This window comes from Roseobacter sp. MED193, assembly GCF_000152965.1.
Taxonomy (GTDB): Bacteria; Pseudomonadota; Alphaproteobacteria; order Rhodobacterales; family Rhodobacteraceae; genus Pseudophaeobacter.
On the sequence record NZ_CH902583.1, the window covers coordinates 3,634,431 to 3,652,373 of the forward strand.

The 17,943-nt window shown below is 58.3% G+C and carries 18 protein-coding genes; 11 read left to right on the forward strand and 7 right to left on the reverse strand.

The window, feature by feature from the left end:
- Positions 1–112: 112 nt before the first annotated feature.
- The 3 genes from aspS to MED193_RS19830 all read left to right on the forward strand — a co-directional run bounded on the left by aspS (position 113) and on the right by MED193_RS19830 (position 4,927).
- On the forward strand, positions 113–1,966 hold the full coding sequence (gene aspS, locus MED193_RS19820; protein WP_009811565.1) for an aspartate--tRNA ligase: 1,854 nt from the start codon (positions 113–115) through the stop codon (positions 1,964–1,966).
- 308 nt (positions 1,967–2,274) lie between these two features.
- Positions 2,275–3,660 carry a DUF1800 family protein gene (locus tag MED193_RS19825; protein ID WP_009811566.1) on the forward strand — a complete coding sequence of 462 codons (1,386 nt, stop codon included), beginning with the start codon at positions 2,275–2,277 and terminating at the stop codon, positions 3,658–3,660.
- Between the two features lie 28 nt (positions 3,661–3,688).
- Positions 3,689–4,927, forward strand: a complete 1,239-nt coding sequence (locus tag MED193_RS19830) for a DUF1501 domain-containing protein (protein ID WP_009811567.1) — start codon at positions 3,689–3,691, stop codon at positions 4,925–4,927.
- Positions 4,928–5,148: 221 nt separating this feature from the next.
- On the opposite strand, the gene MED193_RS19835 is transcribed toward MED193_RS19830, so the two are convergent.
- The gene (locus MED193_RS19835; RefSeq protein ID WP_009811568.1) at positions 5,149–5,868 is read right to left on the reverse strand and encodes a response regulator; all 720 of its coding nucleotides are present in this window, start codon (positions 5,866–5,868) and stop codon (positions 5,149–5,151) included.
- A 219-nt stretch (positions 5,869–6,087) separates the two neighbouring features.
- On the opposite strand from MED193_RS19835, the gene mce reads away from it, so the two are divergent.
- Positions 6,088–6,492 (forward strand): methylmalonyl-CoA epimerase, encoded by a 405-nt coding sequence (mce, locus tag MED193_RS19840; protein WP_009811569.1) that lies wholly within the window; start codon positions 6,088–6,090, stop codon positions 6,490–6,492.
- Positions 6,493–6,550: 58 nt separating this feature from the next.
- Positions 6,551–6,826, forward strand: a complete 276-nt coding sequence (locus tag MED193_RS19845; RefSeq protein ID WP_009811570.1) for a DUF1467 family protein — start codon at positions 6,551–6,553, stop codon at positions 6,824–6,826.
- Between the two features lie 27 nt (positions 6,827–6,853).
- On the opposite strand, the gene MED193_RS19850 is transcribed toward MED193_RS19845, so the two are convergent.
- Both MED193_RS19850 and MED193_RS19855 read right to left on the reverse strand, forming a co-directional pair.
- On the reverse strand, positions 6,854–7,546 hold the full coding sequence (locus MED193_RS19850; RefSeq protein ID WP_009811571.1) for an EI24 domain-containing protein: 693 nt from the start codon (positions 7,544–7,546) through the stop codon (positions 6,854–6,856).
- The gene (locus MED193_RS19855; RefSeq protein ID WP_009811572.1) at positions 7,543–8,136 is read right to left on the reverse strand and encodes a nitroreductase family protein; all 594 of its coding nucleotides are present in this window, start codon (positions 8,134–8,136) and stop codon (positions 7,543–7,545) included. Before MED193_RS19855 ends, MED193_RS19850 begins: the two co-directional genes overlap by 4 nt.
- Positions 8,137–8,348: 212 nt before the next feature.
- Here MED193_RS19855 and MED193_RS19860 point away from each other — a divergent pair, with 212 nt between their 5' ends.
- A complete protein-coding gene (locus MED193_RS19860; RefSeq protein ID WP_009811573.1) occupies positions 8,349–8,624 on the forward strand; it encodes a DUF167 domain-containing protein in 276 nt (91 codons plus the stop codon).
- 28 nt (positions 8,625–8,652) lie between these two features.
- On the opposite strand, the gene MED193_RS19865 is transcribed toward MED193_RS19860, so the two are convergent.
- Complete coding sequence (locus MED193_RS19865; RefSeq protein WP_009811574.1) at positions 8,653–8,910, reverse strand: hypothetical protein; 258 nt, start codon at positions 8,908–8,910, stop codon at positions 8,653–8,655.
- Positions 8,911–9,082: 172 nt separating this feature from the next.
- Here MED193_RS19865 and MED193_RS19870 point away from each other — a divergent pair, with 172 nt between their 5' ends.
- The 3 genes from MED193_RS19870 (at position 9,083) to MED193_RS19880 (ending at position 10,127) form a co-directional block, all read left to right on the forward strand.
- A complete protein-coding gene (locus MED193_RS19870; protein ID WP_050757646.1) occupies positions 9,083–9,466 on the forward strand; it encodes a YigZ family protein in 384 nt (127 codons plus the stop codon).
- A gap of 79 nt (positions 9,467–9,545) precedes the next feature.
- Positions 9,546–9,809, forward strand: coding sequence for a DUF6455 family protein (locus MED193_RS19875; RefSeq protein WP_009811576.1), 264 nt, complete (start codon positions 9,546–9,548; stop codon positions 9,807–9,809).
- Positions 9,810–9,848: 39 nt separating this feature from the next.
- Positions 9,849–10,127: a DUF6455 family protein gene (locus MED193_RS19880; RefSeq protein WP_009811577.1), complete on the forward strand. Its 279-nt coding sequence runs from the start codon at positions 9,849–9,851 to the stop codon at positions 10,125–10,127.
- 261 nt (positions 10,128–10,388) lie between these two features.
- On the opposite strand, the gene rimO is transcribed toward MED193_RS19880, so the two are convergent.
- Positions 10,389–11,801 (reverse strand): 30S ribosomal protein S12 methylthiotransferase RimO, encoded by a 1,413-nt coding sequence (gene rimO, locus MED193_RS19885; RefSeq protein WP_009811578.1) that lies wholly within the window; start codon positions 11,799–11,801, stop codon positions 10,389–10,391.
- Positions 11,802–11,998: 197 nt separating this feature from the next.
- Here rimO and MED193_RS23005 point away from each other — a divergent pair, with 197 nt between their 5' ends.
- A complete protein-coding gene (locus tag MED193_RS23005; protein WP_009811579.1) occupies positions 11,999–13,339 on the forward strand; it encodes a pentapeptide repeat-containing protein in 1,341 nt (446 codons plus the stop codon).
- A 110-nt stretch (positions 13,340–13,449) separates the two neighbouring features.
- Positions 13,450–15,387: an AsmA family protein gene (locus tag MED193_RS19895; RefSeq protein ID WP_009811580.1), complete on the forward strand. Its 1,938-nt coding sequence runs from the start codon at positions 13,450–13,452 to the stop codon at positions 15,385–15,387.
- Positions 15,388–15,588: 201 nt separating this feature from the next.
- On the opposite strand, the gene MED193_RS19900 is transcribed toward MED193_RS19895, so the two are convergent.
- Both MED193_RS19900 and kdsA read right to left on the reverse strand, forming a co-directional pair.
- The gene (locus tag MED193_RS19900; RefSeq protein WP_009811581.1) at positions 15,589–17,085 is read right to left on the reverse strand and encodes a phosphomannomutase/phosphoglucomutase; all 1,497 of its coding nucleotides are present in this window, start codon (positions 17,083–17,085) and stop codon (positions 15,589–15,591) included.
- Positions 17,086–17,107: 22 nt separating this feature from the next.
- Positions 17,108–17,941, reverse strand: a complete 834-nt coding sequence (gene kdsA, locus MED193_RS19905) for a 3-deoxy-8-phosphooctulonate synthase (RefSeq protein WP_009811582.1) — start codon at positions 17,939–17,941, stop codon at positions 17,108–17,110.
- Between the last annotated feature and the right edge of the window lie 2 nt (positions 17,942–17,943).

Consider the following 17,943-nt stretch of genomic DNA (forward strand, 5'->3'; position numbering starts at 1 on the left):
GCAACCCTGTGTATCGGCCCAGACGAATTTTGCGCCAAATTCGAGGTGCCGATGGCATATTCCGAATGACGGCCCGACCAGAGACTAGACCCGCATACCGAAAGGTCACGCCATGCATGCCTATCGCAGCCATACCTGCGCCGAACTGAACAAATCCAACGTGGGCGAAACTGTGCGCCTCTCCGGCTGGGTCCATCGTGTCCGCGATCACGGCGGCCTGCTGTTCATCGACCTGCGTGACCATTATGGCATCACTCAGGTCATGGCAGACCCCGACAGTCCGGTCTTTGCCGAGATTGAAAAAGTGCGCTCGGAATGGTGTATCCGCATCGACGGCAATGTGCTGGCTCGCGATGAGAGCCTGGTCAATGACAAGCTGCCCACCGGTGAGATCGAGGTCTTTATCCGCGACATCGAAGTCCTGGGCAAAGCCGAAGAGCTGCCCTTGATGGTCTTTGGCGAGCAGGAATACCCCGAAGAAACCCGCCTGCGCTATCGCTACCTGGATCTGCGCCGCGAAAAGATGCAGCAGAACATGCTCTTGCGCTCCAACATGGTGCAGTCGATCCGCAAACGCATGTGGGACAAGGGGTTCAACGAGTATCAAACTCCGATCATTACAGCGTCTTCTCCCGAAGGTGCCCGTGACTTCCTGGTGCCCTCTCGTCTGCACCCTGGCAAGTTCTACGCTCTGCCGCAAGCGCCCCAGCAGTTCAAACAGCTGATGATGGTCTCGGGCTTTGACAAGTATTTCCAGATCGCGCCTTGCTTCCGGGATGAGGACCCGCGCGCCGACCGCTCGCCCACCGATTTCTACCAGCTTGACCTGGAAATGTCCTTTGTCACCCAGCAGGATGTCTTCGACACCATCCAGCCGGTGATGCAGGGCGTGTTTGAGGAATTCGGCGGCGGTCGCAAGGTCGACAGTGAATGGCCGCAAATCTCTTACCGCGATGCGGCGCTTTGGTATGGCTCGGATAAGCCCGACCTGCGCAACCCGATCAAAATGCAGGTGGTCTCTGAGCATTTCGCGGGCTCTGGCTTTGCCATCTTTGCCAAACTGCTGGAACAAGAAGGCACCGAAGTGCGCGCCATCCCAGCCCCCAAAGGCGGCTCGCGCAAGTTCTGCGACCGGATGAATGCATTTGCGCAAAAAGAAGGTCTGCCCGGTATGGGCTATATCTTCTGGCGCAAGCAATCGCCTGACAGCATCGCTCAGGAACGCGGCATCACCGTGAAAGAGGTGAACGCCTTGGTCAAATCCGGTGAAATCACCCTGGGCAATGAGGCCGCGGGCCCGCTGGCCAAAAACATCGGTCCCGAGCGCACCGAGGCGATCCGCCAGCAGCTGGGGCTGGACGTGGGCGATGCCGCCTTCTTCCTCGGCGGCAAGCCCAAAGCCTTTGAAGGCGTTGCAGGACGTGCCCGTAACGTCATCGGCGAAGAGCTGGGCCTCACCGACAAAGACCGCTTTGCCTTTGCCTGGGTCGTGGACTTCCCGATCTATGAGGCAGACGAGGAAACCGGCAAGATCGACTTTGAGCACAACCCCTTTTCGATGCCGCAGGGCGGGATGGATGCGCTTGAAGGCAACCCGCTCGAGGTGCTGGGCTATCAGTACGATCTGGCCTGCAACGGCTACGAGCTGGTCTCGGGTGCGATCCGGAACCACCGCCCCGAAATCATGTTTAAGGCCTTTGAAATTGCCGGTTACGGCAAGGACGAAGTTGAGAAACGCTTTGGCGGCATGGTCAACGCATTTCAGTATGGCGCTCCGCCCCACGGTGGCTGCGCCGCCGGAATCGACCGTATGGTGATGCTGCTGGCAGATGAAGCCAATATCCGTGAGGTCATCATGTTCCCAATGAACCAGCGCGCCGAAGACCTGATGATGTCTGCCCCTTCTGAGCCGATGTCTGATCAGCTGATGGAGCTGGGTCTGCGGGTGATCCCTCAAGATCAATAGAACCGTTCTGAAAAGGCCCCGTCGGGTCATGTCGAAATCTGACACCCGAGAGCGCGCTCTCGGGTGTTTTGCGTCCTGCATATTGCTCCTTACTCCATACGATCTGCTGGTTTCATTTGGCCCCAAATATCCTGGGGGAGCGCCCATGGGGCGTGGGGCGGAGCCCCTATTTGACCGCCTCAGGCGCGACTTGCGCAGGTTTACGCGTATCGGAAAACTTTTTGAGTGCCTGGAGGGCGACGACAGCCTAGTCTGCAGTCGAGAGAGTTCCTGTACAGAGGCTTCTCGCGCGCCCGGGGAGAACAACAATGATCTTTGACCCAGAACTGGCTGAGATCCGGTTTGGCTGTGGCCTCTCCCCTGCGCTGAGGCCTGTTGCCTCTAGGCAGGAAATGCTATTGCGGCTTCAGGGGAATGACAGCACAGCAGATCACTTTCCGATCGCCGAAACCGAAGAGATCCTCGTTTCTGTGCGCCGCTTTGCCGAGCTGCGAAAACTGAACCGCACAAAACGTGGAACCCCAGATGCAGAGCGGGCCCAAAAAGCCTTTCGCCGGTTTCGGCGCGATCACCTGAAACAGCGGGATCTGCATTTTCGCCAATTGCTCTTGCGCCATATCACTACCCCTGACGGGTTTCGTGAGCGCCTGACCCTGTTCTGGGCGGATCATTTTACTGCCAAGGGCAAGAACCCGGCGATGCGGCCCCTTGCCTATGGCTATGTTGAAAGCGCCATTCGGCCGCATATTTCCAGCCGCTTTGAAGATCTGTTGATTGCTGCGCTGACGCACCCGCTGATGCTGCACTACCTTGATCAATTCCGGTCGCGGGGGGAGAACAGCGCGCTGTCGCAGCGCCAGGGCGGACGTGGCGGTTTGAACGAAAATTTGGCGCGTGAAGTGCTGGAGTTGCACACGCTGGGTGTTGACGGCCCCTATGGGCAGCAGGATGTGCGGCAACTGGCTGAATTACTCACCGGGCTAAGCTACCGCATAGAATCAGGTTTCCAGTTTTACGAGCAGATGGGGGAGCCAGGAAGCGAGATCGTCCTGGGGCAAAGCTATGGTGGTGCTGAGCCAGAGCTGGAGCCAGTGTTGCAGGCACTGCGGGATCTTGCCCGGCACCCGGCGACAGCCGATCATATAGCCAGAAAACTGGCGGTGCATTTCACCAAAGATCAGCCTGATCCTGATTTGGTCGCCCATCTGGCGGCAGCCTATCGCGCAAGCGCGGGGGATCTGACGCAGGTCTATGCGGCGATGCTGGACCATCCCAGTGCCTGGGAGGATGTGCTGGCCAATGTAAAGCCTCCATTTGACTACATGGCCTCCGCCTGCCGTGCCCTTGGGGTGAACCCGGAGCAATTGGCTGGCTGGGGAGCCAAGCCGATCCGCCGTAATTTCGTCGCGCCTTTGCGGCTGATGGGGCAGGATTGGCAGTCGCCAGTGGGGCCGGACGGCTGGGAGGAGGCGGATGCGGCCTGGGTCACTCCGCAGGGACTGTCGGCGCGATTGCGCTGGGCCATGGCTGCGCCGCGACGCCTAATGACGCCTCTACCGGATCCAGTGGCCTTTGCGAGCCAATGCCTTGGAACGCGGGCAAATCAACGGGTGCAATTTGTAGCCTCGGCGGCTGAAACCCGCGCCGAAGCCATTGGGCTGGTGCTCAGCGCGCCCGCCTTTCAACGGCGGTAGCGGGACAAAGAAAGAGAGAGATCTGGCCATGGCAGCTTCAGCACTTTCACGTAGAAAATTTCTGACCCAAAGCGGAGTGCTGGGCTGCTCTCTTGCGGCCAGCCCGCTGATGACCCCGGTGAGCCTGGCTGCCGCGCCCTGGGACCGGCGGCTGGTGGTGATCATCCTGCGTGGTGGTATGGATGGTCTGGATGCGGTGCGCCCCTATGGGGACGCAAACTTTGCCGCCCTGCGCCCGGGGTTGCTGGCCCCCTCTCAGCCAACCGGTCATGATCTGGATGGATTTTTTGCCATGCACCCGGATCTGGGGGAGCTGATGCCTCTTTGGCGCCAGGGGGAGCTTGGTTTTGTGCAGGCGGTTTCGACTCCTTACCGGGACCGGCGCAGCCATTTTGACGGGCAAGATTTGCTGGAAGCGGGCACCATGGGCCTGGGGCACCGGCGCGATGGCTGGCTCAATCGCTTGTTGCAAATGCAAAGCGGGGTCGTGGCGCGCACGGCTTTTGCCATAGGGCACGGGGATATGCAGTTGCTGCATGGGACAGCGCCAGTGTCTGATTGGTCGCCTGATGCGGATCTGGCGCTTAGCCCGCAAGCAGAACAATTGGCCAGTTTGATGATGCAGGAGGATCCGCTGTTTGCCTCTGCTCTGTCCGAGGCTCTGGACCTGTCACGGTCTGAGGTTGAATTGGGCGCCATGGCGAGTGGGAATGAGGACAGTCGGGAAATGGCTGAGCCTATGATGGCGATGCCACGCGGGGCCAAGGGCAAGGCCCATCTGAAACTGGCGGAGTTTGCTGCAAAACAGCTGCGTGGGGAGACCCGCATAGCCTCGTTTTCGCTCAATGGCTGGGATACCCATAGCTACCAAAAACGTGGGCTCGGGGCAGCTTTGAAACGGTTGAGCGGCTGCATTCTGGCGCTCAAACAGGGCGTTGGTCCATCTGTTTGGGATCAAACGGCTGTTGTGGCGATGACTGAATTTGGTCGTACAGTGCGCGAAAATGGTACAGGTGGCACGGATCACGGTACTGGGGGAACCATGGTTTTGGCCGGAGGCGCCATTCGGGGCGGCAAAGTCTACGGGCGCTGGCCGGGATTAAGTGAGGCGGCGCTCTACAATCGCCGGGATCTGATGCCAACTGGCGATGTTCGCGAAGTGGCAGCCTGGATTATGCGGGGACTGACCGGAACCAGCCAGAGCGCTCTTGAAAACCAGGTTTTTCCAGGTTTGCAGATGAGACAAGATCCCGGTTTCCTGCGCTAGGGATAGCAGCTCTGTTTCGAAATTGGGCGCATAAGCGGGGGGCTCAATATCCCTGCGATATCCAACCTAATGCGAGATCTCGCCTGGGTGTATCTGCATGGATTTTAAGGACGCCGGTGCATTGTCCCGCTTACGTCGGATGACCCGAGCGGAATGGCGCGCCTGTAGGTAAAGGACAATGGCGAGTGTCGCCAAGGACGTCGAGAAAATTTCGAACATGATCAGATGGCGATCTTGCGTTCCAGGCGCTCTTGTACAAGACCGGCGATCACTGCTGCATCGGTCGCAACCGGGCGTCCTTCGGATCGGGCGAGGGCTAGGTTTTCGGCGGCCTTGGCCAGGGGGGCGTCACCAGCGCTGCGGGCAACCCCGCCTACAAATTGAGCCAGATAGTCCAGTGTTTGTTCTTCTTGGGTATCGTTCAACACATCCGCTGCATGGGCCATATCGTCGAGAAAAGCGATTGGATCTGGTTCTATGGTCTCATCCGCGAGCTGGCGGGGGCCGCTGGGTTGGCGATCATCCGGAAGGCGCGACAGAATAGCGTTTTGAAACGCAGCCAGAGAGGTAATAGGTTTGGCCAGAAAACCGTCAGCACCGGCGGCGAGGGTTTCTTCCTCGACGTTTTCATCTCCGGAGATTGCGAGGATGATCCTCACTCTTGGACGGGCTGCGTCCATTTCCTTGATCAGGTCGAGCCCTGATCCATCCGGCAGACCTACATCTGTAATCACCACCGAGGGGCGGTAGACCTGCAGATGGCGGCGGGCTGATTTCAGGCAATCTGCACGGCGAATACGTGCGCCGCTTCGCAGGCACAACAGGCGCAGGGCCTCGCAGGCATAGCGACTATCCTCAATGACCAGAATGGTAAGGCCCAGCAAGGGGCGGCGGGCACTTGGTAGTCTTTGGGCGGCTGCAAACAGTTCCGAATCGTCCATTACTCATACTCCTAACCGAATACGGATAGACGCTATAAATTTGAGGCTAATTCGAAGTTAACAGCATTGTGCCGGGTTTTTGATCAGCTCTGCTGCCAGAGCGGACACAACAAACCTCGCGTGATCCGCCGATCTGGGCGCATTGGCGCACTTGCGCCGGATTGCCACGGCAGAGCATAAGGCTGCAACACATCTATATTGCCAAGGAGAAGTCAGACCATGATTGGACGCCTGAACCATGTCGCTATTGCCGTCCCCGACCTAGAGGCCGCTTCAGCCCAGTACCGCAGCACGCTTGGGGCCAAGGTCGGCGCACCACAGGATGAGCCCGATCACGGGGTTACGGTCGTCTTTATCGAGCTGCCAAATACCAAGATCGAGCTGCTCTACCCGCTGGGCGACAACTCACCTATCAATGGGTTTTTGGAAAAGAACCCAGCGGGCGGCATTCATCATATCTGCTATGAAGTCGATGACATTCTGGCGGCGCGCGATCACCTTCAGGCCGAAGGGGCCAGGGTGCTGGGCAGTGGGGAGCCAAAGATCGGCGCACATGGCAAACCCGTCTTGTTCCTGCATCCCAAAGATTTCAACGGCTGCCTGGTGGAACTCGAGCAGGTTTGAAACTAGATTGACGGGGCTGCCAATCTTAGCAGCCCCTCGCTCTTAAGGAAGATATACAATGGCCATTACATCCGGATTGGTTCTGTTTGCTGTGATCTGGTTCATGACCTTTTTGGTCATTATTCCGATCCGTATCGAAACGCAGGGCGAAAAGGGCAGTATTGAACCTGGCACCCACGCTGGCGCGCCTGAGAACCACTACCTGAAGCAAAAGGCTTTGATCACCACTGGGGTGAGCTGTCTGCTCTGGGCTGTGATCGCTGGGATCATTCTGTCCGGTGTGATCAGCGTCAATGACTTTGACTGGTTCGACCGTTTGCCTGACCCCTCCTGACCAGTATCCTGAGGGGCCAGGGCCGTCTCAGTGGTGGCGCCAGAGCGCGTGAAACAGATGCGTATAGGTGGCAGCCCCTAGGATAGGGATCACCAGGTTCAGCAGAGGGATAGACAGGGGCATTGCCATCAAAATACCGGCCATCCAGATGGTGCCGCGATGCTTGCGGCAGAGCTTTCTGGCCTCCACCGGGCCCACCCGTCGGCTGGCGGCCAGGGTGAAATACTCCCGTCCCAAAAGATATCCGTTCAGCGCCCAAAAGATAAAGGGCGCGGCAGGTGGGAAGAGCGCATAAAGGATCAGGGCCAGAATATTGGCCCCGATTAAGACGCCAAGAAAGTTCACCGTGTCCTTGATCGCGGCCCAGAGCGGCACGGGGTCAACCCTGGGGAGGTGCGGGAAATGTCGATCCTCAACTGCTTGCGCCACATCATCCAGAAACATTGAGGTGATGGCCGAGGCGACGGGCACCATCAGAAAGATCGACAGGATCATCATCAGGATAACCGAGCCCGCGGAAAACAGGTTGTCGAGCCAGGTAACCTCCCCGATCAAGGGTAGATCGACGGAGGCGGCGGTCAGCCATTGAACCAGCACCAAAAATCCGATGGTTGCGCCGATCAGCAGCGCCAGTGTCAGGCCAATGCCGAGCAAGAGCACCCGCAAAAATCGCGGATCAGTGATCTGATTCAGGGTTTTGAAAAAAGCGTCGAAGATCATTCTGGCATCCAGGTTGTGAGAGCGGAAAGATCCGGGCGAGGTCGCTCTGGCGGTACGGTACCCTGGGTGGCGATATGGATGATTCCCGCCACGCGTTCGCGGTCTTGCAGGCCAAAGGCATCCTGGCAGAACCTGCGATCGTGGCTGGCCCAGCCTGAAAGCCAATTGGCTCCCCAACCCGCTGCCAGCGCGGCATTGAGAAGGGCGAGGCAGACTGCGCCAGCACTATAGCTCTGCTCGATGGTCGGAATTTTTACGCTGTCCTTTTGGACTTCCACAACCACAACGGCCAAGTGTCCCAGATCGAATTGGCTGCGGCCCTTGATGATGTCGGCCTCTGATTTTCCCAGCCGGGCTCCGGCCTGAACGGTTAGCTCTGCCAGCCGCGCCATGGCTGGCTTTTCGATCACCACGAACCGCCAGGGCTCCAGCTTGCCGTGATCTGGCGTTCGCGCCGCCGCCGTGAGCAACGGCAAGAGTTGCGCGCGCGTCGGTGCCGGTGCGACCAGTGTCTTGGCCGGACGGGAGCGGCGCGACATCAAGAAATCCAGGGCGGCGCTATTGGCCAGGGTCTGGGGGGCATTGCTCATATGTAAATCCCTTTTACATCAATGGGGGTAATCTCGCCATCTGGCGGCGGGAATTCAAGAGGCGCAGAGCCGCAGTTGTTCAGTTTTTGCCCTTGATCCGGCTGTTACACCCGGTTTTTGCCACTGCAGTGTAGGTCGTCGCGGCCTTGACGCGCGCTCAGGCCGGGCATTTTCTATGGTAAAACGCGCCATCCGCTGGCATGAGCCTTTCTATGGGGAAGCCAAAGAGAAAGAACCTGCCGGATCTGAGCCATCTGGCCGTTGCAGGCGCTAAGATCGCTGTGAGGGTGACGCCCAAAGCGGCCTCCAATAGCATTTCTGTCTCTGAGGCGGGGTTGAAGGTGACTGTTACCTCAGTTCCCGAGAACGGCAAAGCGACTGAGGCCGTGCGCAGTCTTCTGGCCAAGGCGATGGGGGTTGCTGCGTCTAAACTGGACCTGAGCCAGGGGGCTACGTCTCGCAACAAGGTCTTTGTCTATACCGATTAGGCCGAGTTCAAAAGTTGATCAGCTGCAGTCAAGAGCCGCGAGGCTTTGAGATCGCGTCCGGAACCAGACGATAAACGCCTTCTGGCAAATCCAGGGCCGCAGCCAGATCACGGACTTGGGTATAAGACAGAGTGATTTTCTGCACCTGATCGGTGCGACTGTCCAATTGTTCGATCGTCACGCATTCCGCAAAGGCATGCAGGGTGAGATCCTCTTGCAGCGGCTGCTCCCCTTCGTCGACCAGGGTGACGGTGGTGCAGTCAAAATCATGTTCGATACTAAACATAGTGCCAGACTGCCCCCTCCCGTGGCGGTTTGCAAGCGGGGTTCCCGATCTGTGGCACTCATAAGGAGGGCAAGCCCCCTAGGCCCCCTTGGCTGTGACTGGTGTTGCGCTGCGTTGAACGATATGAGGGGGCTGACCCTCGCTCCTTTGTAACATGGACCCCAGCCCCAAGATGACTGCTTCCACCCCCTCCGCCATTTCTTTGACCCGCCTGGGGGTCGTGTTGACGGATCGTGGCTCACGCTATGCGGTGACAGGGGCGTCTGTTACCTCACGGGCAGAGGTGGATCAGGTTTTGGCAACGCTGAAAAAGGATCGCAGCTACGCCAAGGCAACCCATAACACCTGGGCTGCCTTGCTGCCCACAGGGGCGCTTAAGGCGGATGATGGCGAAAGCGGCGCCGGGATGGTGATCCTGCGGATGCTGGAGCGCGAAGAGCTGCGCGACCATATCATTATCGTTACGCGTTGGTATGGCGGCAAGAAGCTTGGCGGAGACCGCTTTCGGCGGGTACAGGATGCGGTGCGGGCCTATCTGGACCAACAGTCCAGTTGATGGGGCGTTGATTTGTATCAAAGCGTCCTGGCTTTTGCGCGCTTAGCTTTTGTGCATCACCATTGTCAGGAGACCATCCGTGCGTGCACAAGCTACTCTCAAGACACATGCAGCCCTGTTTGATGGCATGAGCCAGGCTCTAGGGTTGGATCTGCAGGAAGAGGCCATCGCGGGCCATTTGCAGTTCGACGAAATCTCAGAAGCGGTGTTGCGGTGTCAACGCTGTGCCCATCCGCTGCAGTGTTCCGCGCGGCTGGCCCAGGGGGAGAGGGGGCTGGCGGAGGCTCCGGACTATTGCCGCAACAGGGATTTGCTGGGCTATCTGCAGGAGCGCACCCCCTAATTCTGTGGCGGCGTGGATCTGGGCAAAAGGAGTTTTATCATGCACCCTCTTGGCGACGCGATGGAGCATTTGCAATTGATGGCCCGCATGGGCAAACATCTGGATGCAGATCTGGTGGAGGCGTTTGCGGCAGGAAAAATCAGTGCCGAGGATTGGGCCGCGATGATCACCGCCTGTCGGGGGTGCGATGCGCCCGATGGGTGCAAAGCCTGGCTGGAGCGGCAGGAGTTGGCAGAGCAGGGCGAGAAAGCAGTGCAGCCACCGGGATATTGCTGTAACGCCGCCCGCCTGCTGCGCCTGCGCGCGGGATCCGCCTGAGGCACCCCCGATGGGCTAACGCAGATTGCCGACAACAGTTTCCAGACGAAAGATGTCTACGCAGAGCACTAAGTTCTGGGAGCGTTCAATCCTCATTTCAAGCAGCCGCCGTGCTGTCGCAACGCGCCCAACCCTCCCCCGCGGCGCAGGCGCTTTCGTTCCCCAACCTCGATACAGGCTGGGTGGCGCGATATGGGGAAGGGCAGGATCTGAGCTGGTGATTTAGGGCTCCGCCCGTTAACTCGCGAAACGATCCCCGGATCAATTTTGGGACGCCACACGCCCCCACAAATCATAATCCCCGGCCTCGTCCACTTCGACCGTAACCAGATCGCCGACCGACAATCCTCCGGTGCCTTCATCAATGAACAGATTGCCGTCAATCTCCGGGGCATCGGCCTTGGTGCGGCATGTGGCGATGCCGTCCTCGTCTATGTCATCCACGATGACCTGGCAGATCTGGCCGACCTTGGCTTGCAGCTTGGCCTCGGAAATAGCCTGGGCCTTTTCCATGAACCTCTCCCAGCGCTCCTGCTTGACCTCTTCTGCAACATGATCAGGCAAGGCGTTTGACCGCGCACCATCGACGTTTTCGTACTTAAAGCAACCAACCCGGTCCAGCTGAGCCTCATCCATCCAGTCCAGCAGGTGCTGGAACTCGGCCTCGGTCTCGCCTGGGTAGCCGACAATAAAGGTCGAGCGCAGGGTGATATCGGGGCAGATCTCCCGCCAGGCGGCGATCTCTGTCAGAGTCTTGGCAGTATGGGCGGGGCGCGCCATGCGTTTCAGCACATCCGGGTGGGAGTGCTGGAAGGGGATGTCCATATAGGGCAGCAGCGCATTGTCCGGATCCGCCATCAGCGGGATCAGATCGCGCACATGTGGGTAGGGGTAGACATAGTGCAGCCGGACCCAAAGCTCATCCGCCGGGGCCAGCTTGCCCAGCTCGCGGCTCAGATCGAGGATATGGCTTCGCACCTCGCCCTCGTTCCAGGGGTTCACGTCATATTTGCGGTCCAGCCCATAGGCGGAGGTGTCCTGGCTGATCACCAAAAGCTCCTTAACCCCAGCCTTGACCAGCTTATCGGCTTCACGCAGCACCGCATGGGCCGGCCGCGAGGCCAGCTTGCCGCGCATATCGGGGATGATGCAGAACTTGCACTTGTGGTTGCAGCCTTCCGAGATCTTCAGATAGCTGAAATGGCGCGGGGTCAGCTGCACGCCGGTGGCGGGCAAGAGATCAATAAAGGGGTTGGGGTCGGCCGGTACGGCGGCATGGACGGCGTCCAGAACCTGCTCATACTGATGTGGGCCAGTGACGGCGAGAATGCGTGGGTGATGTTCGCGAATGTAATCTGGCTCGGCGCCCAGACAACCTGTAACGATGACCTTGCCGTTTTCCTTCAGCGCCTCGCCAATGGCCTCCAGGCTTTCGGCCTTGGCACTGTCGAGGAACCCACAGGTGTTGACGATCACGGCGTCAGCCCCGGCGTAATCAGGCGAGATACCATAGCCCTCGGCACGTAGCCGGGTGAGGATGCGTTCACTGTCCACCAGCGCCTTGGGGCAGCCAAGCGAGACCATGCCAAGCGTTGGCTGGCCGGCACGGGGGCTGTCCCCCATCAGGGCTTTGGGGGCGAGGTCGGGGCGGAGTTCTGGCGGATTGCTGGTCATGATCGCGCATATAACAGGAATGCGCGAGGAGGCAAGAAAAACGGCTGCGGAAGGCGTGCAACTCCCCCTGCACAGGTCAGGTGCCAAGAGCCATTCGCCCGGTCGCTAGGTCAGGCGCTGCCCTCACTTGCAAGTTGCAGGGCTGCGGCGAAACCTCATAGGTTGAACCAAAGTGATTTTGGGGACGAGAGCCACAGATGCGAGACGAGAGTGAGGCGCAAGACGTGCCAAGATCCAAATTGAAGCCTGCCAATGAGAACCCCTGGTATGTGCTGATGACGCTTTATGGGGAGCAGGAAGGACGGAATATTGATCCTGAACTGCATGAGGCTAACCGTAAGGCGTGGAATGCCTGGGCTGGTCAGAAACTCAGCGATGAGATTTGTGCAAATTCTGCCAAAAAAGCCGGGATTGAAGAGCGGGAGCTGTCAGCTTGGGGGAATTGCGGAACTCAGTTGCGCCTCAAATTTTGTGAAGAATACAGTAAACGAAACCCAAATGTTGAAAAGGTCCCGGGCCTGCCTGAACCGAACATGAAGATAACCTGTGGTGATAGCGTGTTTTCGAAAACCGTAGATTTGAGGAAGTTTGTCATTCCATCGGAAATTGACCTGTGTTCAGCACGCTTCGAAAAAGATGCAATTTTTCAATCCACGGTTTTTCTGAGCGAGGCTTGGTTCAGCCACGCAACATTTTATGAGTCAGCTTTCTTTAACTCAGCACGCTTCATTGAAAGAGCAGTGTTTTACGGGTCGATGTACTTCAAGAGATGTGACTTTGTTGAGGTGATTTTTGAAGGGAGCGCCAGTTTCGAGCGGTGTTACTTCGAGGGAGTGAGATCTCGGAAAAGCGATGCATACTTCTATGGGTGCAACTTTCAAAAACCTGCAACATTTCGAAATGCTGTGTTTCGTGATACCTACCCTGACTTCGCAGGGGCTGAGCTACACGAAAAAACAAGCTTCACAGCCCACTACGACCCTTTAGAAATCGAATTGGACTTAGGCCTAGCTCAAAGAGGAAACACCTACTGGCCAAAGAAAACAATGCAAGACCCTGAAACTGCCCGCGAAACCTGCGCCACTATCCGTCACATCCTTGCAAAACAAGGTCTGCCAGAAGACGAACATTTCTTCTTTCGCCGTGAGATGCACTTCGCCGGTCAGATTGGCTCGATCTGGCAGCGGTTGCCCTATCTGCTCTTTGGTTTGTTCTCGGATTATGGCCATTCCATTGCGCGGCCCGCGCTTTGGTTGGCAGGGCTCTGGGCCTTTGGGTTTGTTGCCTTCTGGGGCTATCTCGCGGGCTGTTGCGTGCCTGCGCCTTTGGAGGCTGTTGAGAGACCGATGGGGGCGGCGATGGGGCTCAGCTTTTCCAACCTTTTTCCTCTCTTTGGATTTGGCCGGACCTTTCTAGCGGCGGAACTGGCGGGCTTGCCTGCCGTTCTGAAAGTCATCTCAGGTTTCCAGACAGTCTTTAGCGTGCCGCTCTTGTTCTTTCTCGGCCTTGGGCTGCGGCAGCGGTTCCGGCTGCGTTAGGGGGCGCGCTTGGGTATGGCTGGCTCAGTCAAGCATTGCGCGCAATCTCGGACTGGCTAAGCTGGTTGTAAGCCCCTAAAGCCAAGGGGAAAGACAGGAGGATTGGGCCGATGAAGCTGATTTTGCGGATCTTGGGGGCAGTGGTCGCGACGCTCGCGGTTTTGCTTGTGGTGCTGTTTATGCTCCCCGGCGAAAAGGTGGCGGGGCTGGCGGCGGATCAGATCGAGGCCCAGACCGGGCGCAAGCTGACCTTTCATGGCAAGGTGCGCTTTACGCTTTGGCCGGTACTGGGGGTGAAATCCGATGGGGTGTCGCTGTCCAATGCCCCATGGGCCGGGCCCGAGCCAATGTTAACGGCTGAGCGCCTGTCCATTGGCATCTCGGCCGGAGATCTGTTGCAGGGCAAGGTGCGGGTGACTGAGGTCTCGGCGCTGCTGCCCCACCTGAACCTGTCGGAAAACGCTGAGGGGCAGGGCAACTGGGTGCTGGGCGGCGGCGCGGATGCCGGTGCCGATCCAGCGGTTGTTGCGCCGGAAAACCAGTCTGCGGTCTTGCCGATCAGCATTGAGAAACTCACCCTGACCGGAGCCTCGTTGCGCTATCAGCCACATCAGGGTGCGCCGATAGAGATGTCCATGGTGGATATGATGCTACGCTGGCCAGATCCCAGCGGTACGGTGAATGTCGACCTGACGGCCCGGCCCGCAGGTGCCCCGGTGCAAATCCAGGCTGAAGTTGGGACCTTTGCCGATTTTCTGAACGGGGCAGTGTCTTCGATCGGGGCTTCTGTGGCTGCTGACGGTGGGATATTGCGCTTTGACGGGCGAGCAGATTTGACCGGGGCCGCGACGGGCCGGGTTACGGCAAAGACCTCGGATACCGCCGCATTTTTGACCGCCTTTGGTCAGTCTGGGATTTCACTGCCGCAGGGGTTGGGGCAGGCGATGGTTGTTGGCGCTGATGCCACCTATACCACGGATGGGCGTCTGGCCCTGCGCGACATGACTCTGGACCTGGATGGCAACAAGCTGGAAGGGGGGGCCGATATTACCCTGGCGCAGGTGCCAGAGTTCACTGCGCAGCTCAATGGGGGGCATCTACGGGTGCCGGGGTTAACCTCTGCAGTCGGCGAGAACGGCGCAGCGGCCGGGGAGGGCGGCTCGGGCTGGTCAAAGGATCCTATTGATGCCTCAGCCTTGGCCCAGGCCAATGGCACGGCAGTCCTGAGTTTTGAGAGCCTTACGGCCGCGGGCTATGAATTTGGCGCCAGCAAACTCTCGCTGACCTTGGATCGTGCCCGCGCGGTGTTAAAGCTGCAACCTGCAGCGTTGTTTGGGGGGCAGGTTCAGGGGCAGGTGGTCGCCAATAACCGCAACGGGTTCTCTGCTGGTGGCAAGCTGAGTTTTAATGGCATCAGATTGGAAAAGGCCATGGCGCAGGTCGCGGGCTATGACCGGTTGAATGGTGAGGCGCTGGGTGAGTTAGAGTATCTGGCCTCTGGGGCCAGTCTGGATGCGCTGATGCGCTCCCTGTCAGGCAAAGGCTGGCTGGAGGTCAACAAGGGGTTCTTTACCGGGTTTGACCTGGAAAAGCTGATGCGTTCGGGGCAAGGCAATGGGGGGAGCACGGTGTTTGAGCGGCTGTCTGCGAGCTATGCCATCGCGAAGGGGCAGTTGCAGAATGACGATTTGCTGGTGACGCTCAAAGGGATACGTGCAGATGGCGCGGGGCGGATTGGCCTTGGCACACGGGACCTGGACTACCGATTTGCACCGACAATTTCTGGTCTCAATGGTGCGTCGGGGTTGACTATTCCGGTGGTGGTCACCGGCTCTTGGGAGGATCCCAAAATTCGACCCGATTTGAAAAATGCCCTGCAGCCAGAAATTGATGCGGTGGAGCAGGAGGCCAAGGACCGAGTGATTGAAAAGCTGAGCGAGGAGTTGGAAGTAGAGATTGCCCCAGAGCAGGATCTGAACCAAGTGATCCGCGATCGAATAGAACAAGAGGCCAAGGATCAGCTGCTGCGGTTGCTGCAAGGGGACTGAGACGGGGCTAGGGCGATGTTTTCACCGGCTCCCTGCTTACTTCTTTGGCATTCTGGGGCCTGTGTTTGTCCTGAGGCTACGCCCGTTTTCTCAATCAAATTGGCTCGCCTCACGGCGAGGCAGGTTTGTAAATGAAAAGGGCCCGCCGATAGGCGGGCCCGGGTCGCCTGCCGCAAGGCAGGGGAAACCATTCTAAACGGGTCAGATTGTTTGATCGTAGTCGCCAACCTGCGGCTCAGTCCGGATCACGGCGTCTATATCGGCAAAGATGGCGCGCATTTCTTCTTCGCTGTCGGAGCTTTCGCAGACCACCACAAGATTGGGGGTATTGGAAGAGGCGCGCACCAGGCCCCAAGAGCCATTGTCCAGAATGACACGGGCACCATTCACGGTCACAACCTCTTTGATGGCACGCCCTGCAAGCATCTCTCCGGCCTCATGTTTGGCGACCAGTTTTTCCACCAAACGCTCCAACACAGTGTATTTTTCGGTGTCGGCACAATAGGGTGACATGGTGGGAGTCGACCAGGTCTTTGGCAGGGCCTTACGCAGGTCTGACATCGACATTTCGGGATTGCGCTCCATCAGTTTGCAGATCTCAACGGCTACGCGCATGCCGCAGTCGTAGCCGCGCCCGACGGGTTCGGCCAAAAAGTAGTGACCGGATTTTTCAAAGCCCGCCAGAGCGCCGATTTCTTTGACCCGGCGTTTCATATGGCTGTGGCCGGTTTTCCAATAATCGGCTTTGACACCGTTTTTCTGCAGCTCAGGATCCGAGGCAAACAGCCCGGTGGATTTTACGTCTGCCACAAAGGTCGCATTCGGGTAGATCTTGCTGAGATCACGCGCCATGATAACGCCGACCTTATCGGCAAAGATCTCTTCGCCCTCATCATCCACCACGCCACAGCGGTCGCCATCGCCATCAAACCCAAGCGCCATATCGGCGCCGGATGCTTTGACGCTATCGGCCATGTCGTGCAGCATTTCCATGGCTTCAGGATTGGGGTTGTAGTTGGGGAAGGTGTAGTCGAGCTCATTGTGGCTGGGCACCACCTCGACACCGATACGTTCAAACAGCTCCGGGCCAAAGGCCGAGGCGGTGCCATTGCCGGTGGCGCAGACGACTTTGAGCTTGCGGGTCATCTTGAAGTCACCCACCAGATCATCGAGATAGGCTTCTTTGACGCCGTCGACAAACTCATAAGAGCCGCCAGGGCGGGCAATGCCTTCGCCGTTTAGCACGATATCGCGCAGCTCTGACATCTCGTCAGGACCGTGTGTCAGAGGGCGCTCAAAGCCCATTTTGACGCCGGTCCAGCCATTTGGATTGTGGCTGGCGGTGATCATGGCAACCGCAGGCACATCCAGATGAAACTGGGCAAAATAGGCCATCGGCGACACGGCGGGGCCGATATCCTTGACCTGAATTCCGGCCTGCATCAGGCCGAGGATCACTGCCTGTTTGATCGCCAGGGAATAGTCACGATAGTCATTGGCCACCGCAATCACCGGTTCGATGCCTCGGCGGTGCATTTGAGTACCGAGCCCAAGACCCAAGGCGGTCATGCCGGGCAGGTTTATTTCTTCTGGGTATTTCCAGCGGGCGTCATATTCGCGAAAGCCCGTGGGTGTAATCATTGGATCGCGTAGAAAATTCCAGGTGTTTGGCTGCACCGGGGAGCTCGGCTTTGTCATCTTTAAAAAATCCCTTTTGGGGTCAAACAGAAATTGGGTTGGCTTTGGCGAGGGCGTCAAACGCCATCAGAGTTTCAATCAGTTGTGGCATCTGGTCTAGGTAGATCATATTGGGGCCATCACAGGGCGCATTGTCTGGGTCATGATGCGTTTCCATAAAGACCGAGGCAATTCCGGTCGCGACAGCCGCGCGGGCCAGAACCGGGGCAAATTCGCGCTGCCCGCCCGACGCGCCACCAAGACCCCCGGGTTGCGCCACAGCATGGGTCGCATCCATTACCACCGGATAGCCGGTGCGGGCCATCTCTGGCAGGCTTTGCATATCGACCACCAGTCGGTTGTAGCCAAAGGAGACGCCTCTTTCCGTGAGCATGATACGTTCATTGCCGGTGCTGGCGATCTTGGCCGCTACATTGGGCATGTCCCAGGGGGCCAGGAACTGGCCCTTTTTGACGTTGATCACCGCGCCGGTGCGCCCAGCAGCAAGCAAAAGCGCGGTTTGGCGGCACAAAAAGGCCGGTATCTGCAGGATATCAACCACCTCGGCCACAGGGGCACAGTGCTCCGCCTCATGGATATCGGTCAGAACCGGTACGCCGATACTGTCCTTGACCGATTGTAAAACCTCCAGGCCCTTTTCCAGACCCAGGGCAGGTTTGGCGTTGATCGATGTGCGGTTGGCCTTGTCGTAGGAGCCCTTGAAGACAAATTGCGCCCCAGCCTTGTCACAGGCCTCCTTCAGGGTGCCGGCAATCATCTGGGCGTGATCTGCGCTCTCCAGCTGGCAGGGGCCAGCAAGAATGGTCAGGGGGCGATCATTGCCAATGGTGAGATTGGCGACTTGGATGTTTTTCATGA

Coding starts and splice junctions, on each gene's coding strand:
- aspS (WP_009811565.1), top strand. CDS start 113: ATGCATGCCTATCGCAGCCATACCTGCGCCGAACTGAACAAATCCAAC.
- MED193_RS19825 (WP_009811566.1), top strand. CDS start 2,275: ATGATCTTTGACCCAGAACTGGCTGAGATCCGGTTTGGCTGTGGCCTC.
- MED193_RS19830 (WP_009811567.1), top strand. CDS start 3,689: ATGGCAGCTTCAGCACTTTCACGTAGAAAATTTCTGACCCAAAGCGGA.
- MED193_RS19835 (WP_009811568.1), bottom strand. CDS start 5,868: ATGGACGATTCGGAACTGTTTGCAGCCGCCCAAAGACTACCAAGTGCC.
- mce (WP_009811569.1), top strand. CDS start 6,088: ATGATTGGACGCCTGAACCATGTCGCTATTGCCGTCCCCGACCTAGAG.
- MED193_RS19845 (WP_009811570.1), top strand. CDS start 6,551: ATGGCCATTACATCCGGATTGGTTCTGTTTGCTGTGATCTGGTTCATG.
- MED193_RS19850 (WP_009811571.1), bottom strand. CDS start 7,546: ATGATCTTCGACGCTTTTTTCAAAACCCTGAATCAGATCACTGATCCG.
- MED193_RS19855 (WP_009811572.1), bottom strand. CDS start 8,136: ATGAGCAATGCCCCCCAGACCCTGGCCAATAGCGCCGCCCTGGATTTC.
- MED193_RS19860 (WP_009811573.1), top strand. CDS start 8,349: ATGGGGAAGCCAAAGAGAAAGAACCTGCCGGATCTGAGCCATCTGGCC.
- MED193_RS19865 (WP_009811574.1), bottom strand. CDS start 8,910: ATGTTTAGTATCGAACATGATTTTGACTGCACCACCGTCACCCTGGTC.
- MED193_RS19870 (WP_050757646.1), top strand. CDS start 9,083: ATGACTGCTTCCACCCCCTCCGCCATTTCTTTGACCCGCCTGGGGGTC.
- MED193_RS19880 (WP_009811577.1), top strand. CDS start 9,849: ATGCACCCTCTTGGCGACGCGATGGAGCATTTGCAATTGATGGCCCGC.
- rimO (WP_009811578.1), bottom strand. CDS start 11,801: ATGACCAGCAATCCGCCAGAACTCCGCCCCGACCTCGCCCCCAAAGCC.
- MED193_RS23005 (WP_009811579.1), top strand. CDS start 11,999: ATGCGAGACGAGAGTGAGGCGCAAGACGTGCCAAGATCCAAATTGAAG.
- MED193_RS19895 (WP_009811580.1), top strand. CDS start 13,450: ATGAAGCTGATTTTGCGGATCTTGGGGGCAGTGGTCGCGACGCTCGCG.
- MED193_RS19900 (WP_009811581.1), bottom strand. CDS start 17,085: ATGACAAAGCCGAGCTCCCCGGTGCAGCCAAACACCTGGAATTTTCTA.
- kdsA (WP_009811582.1), bottom strand. CDS start 17,941: ATGAAAAACATCCAAGTCGCCAATCTCACCATTGGCAATGATCGCCCC.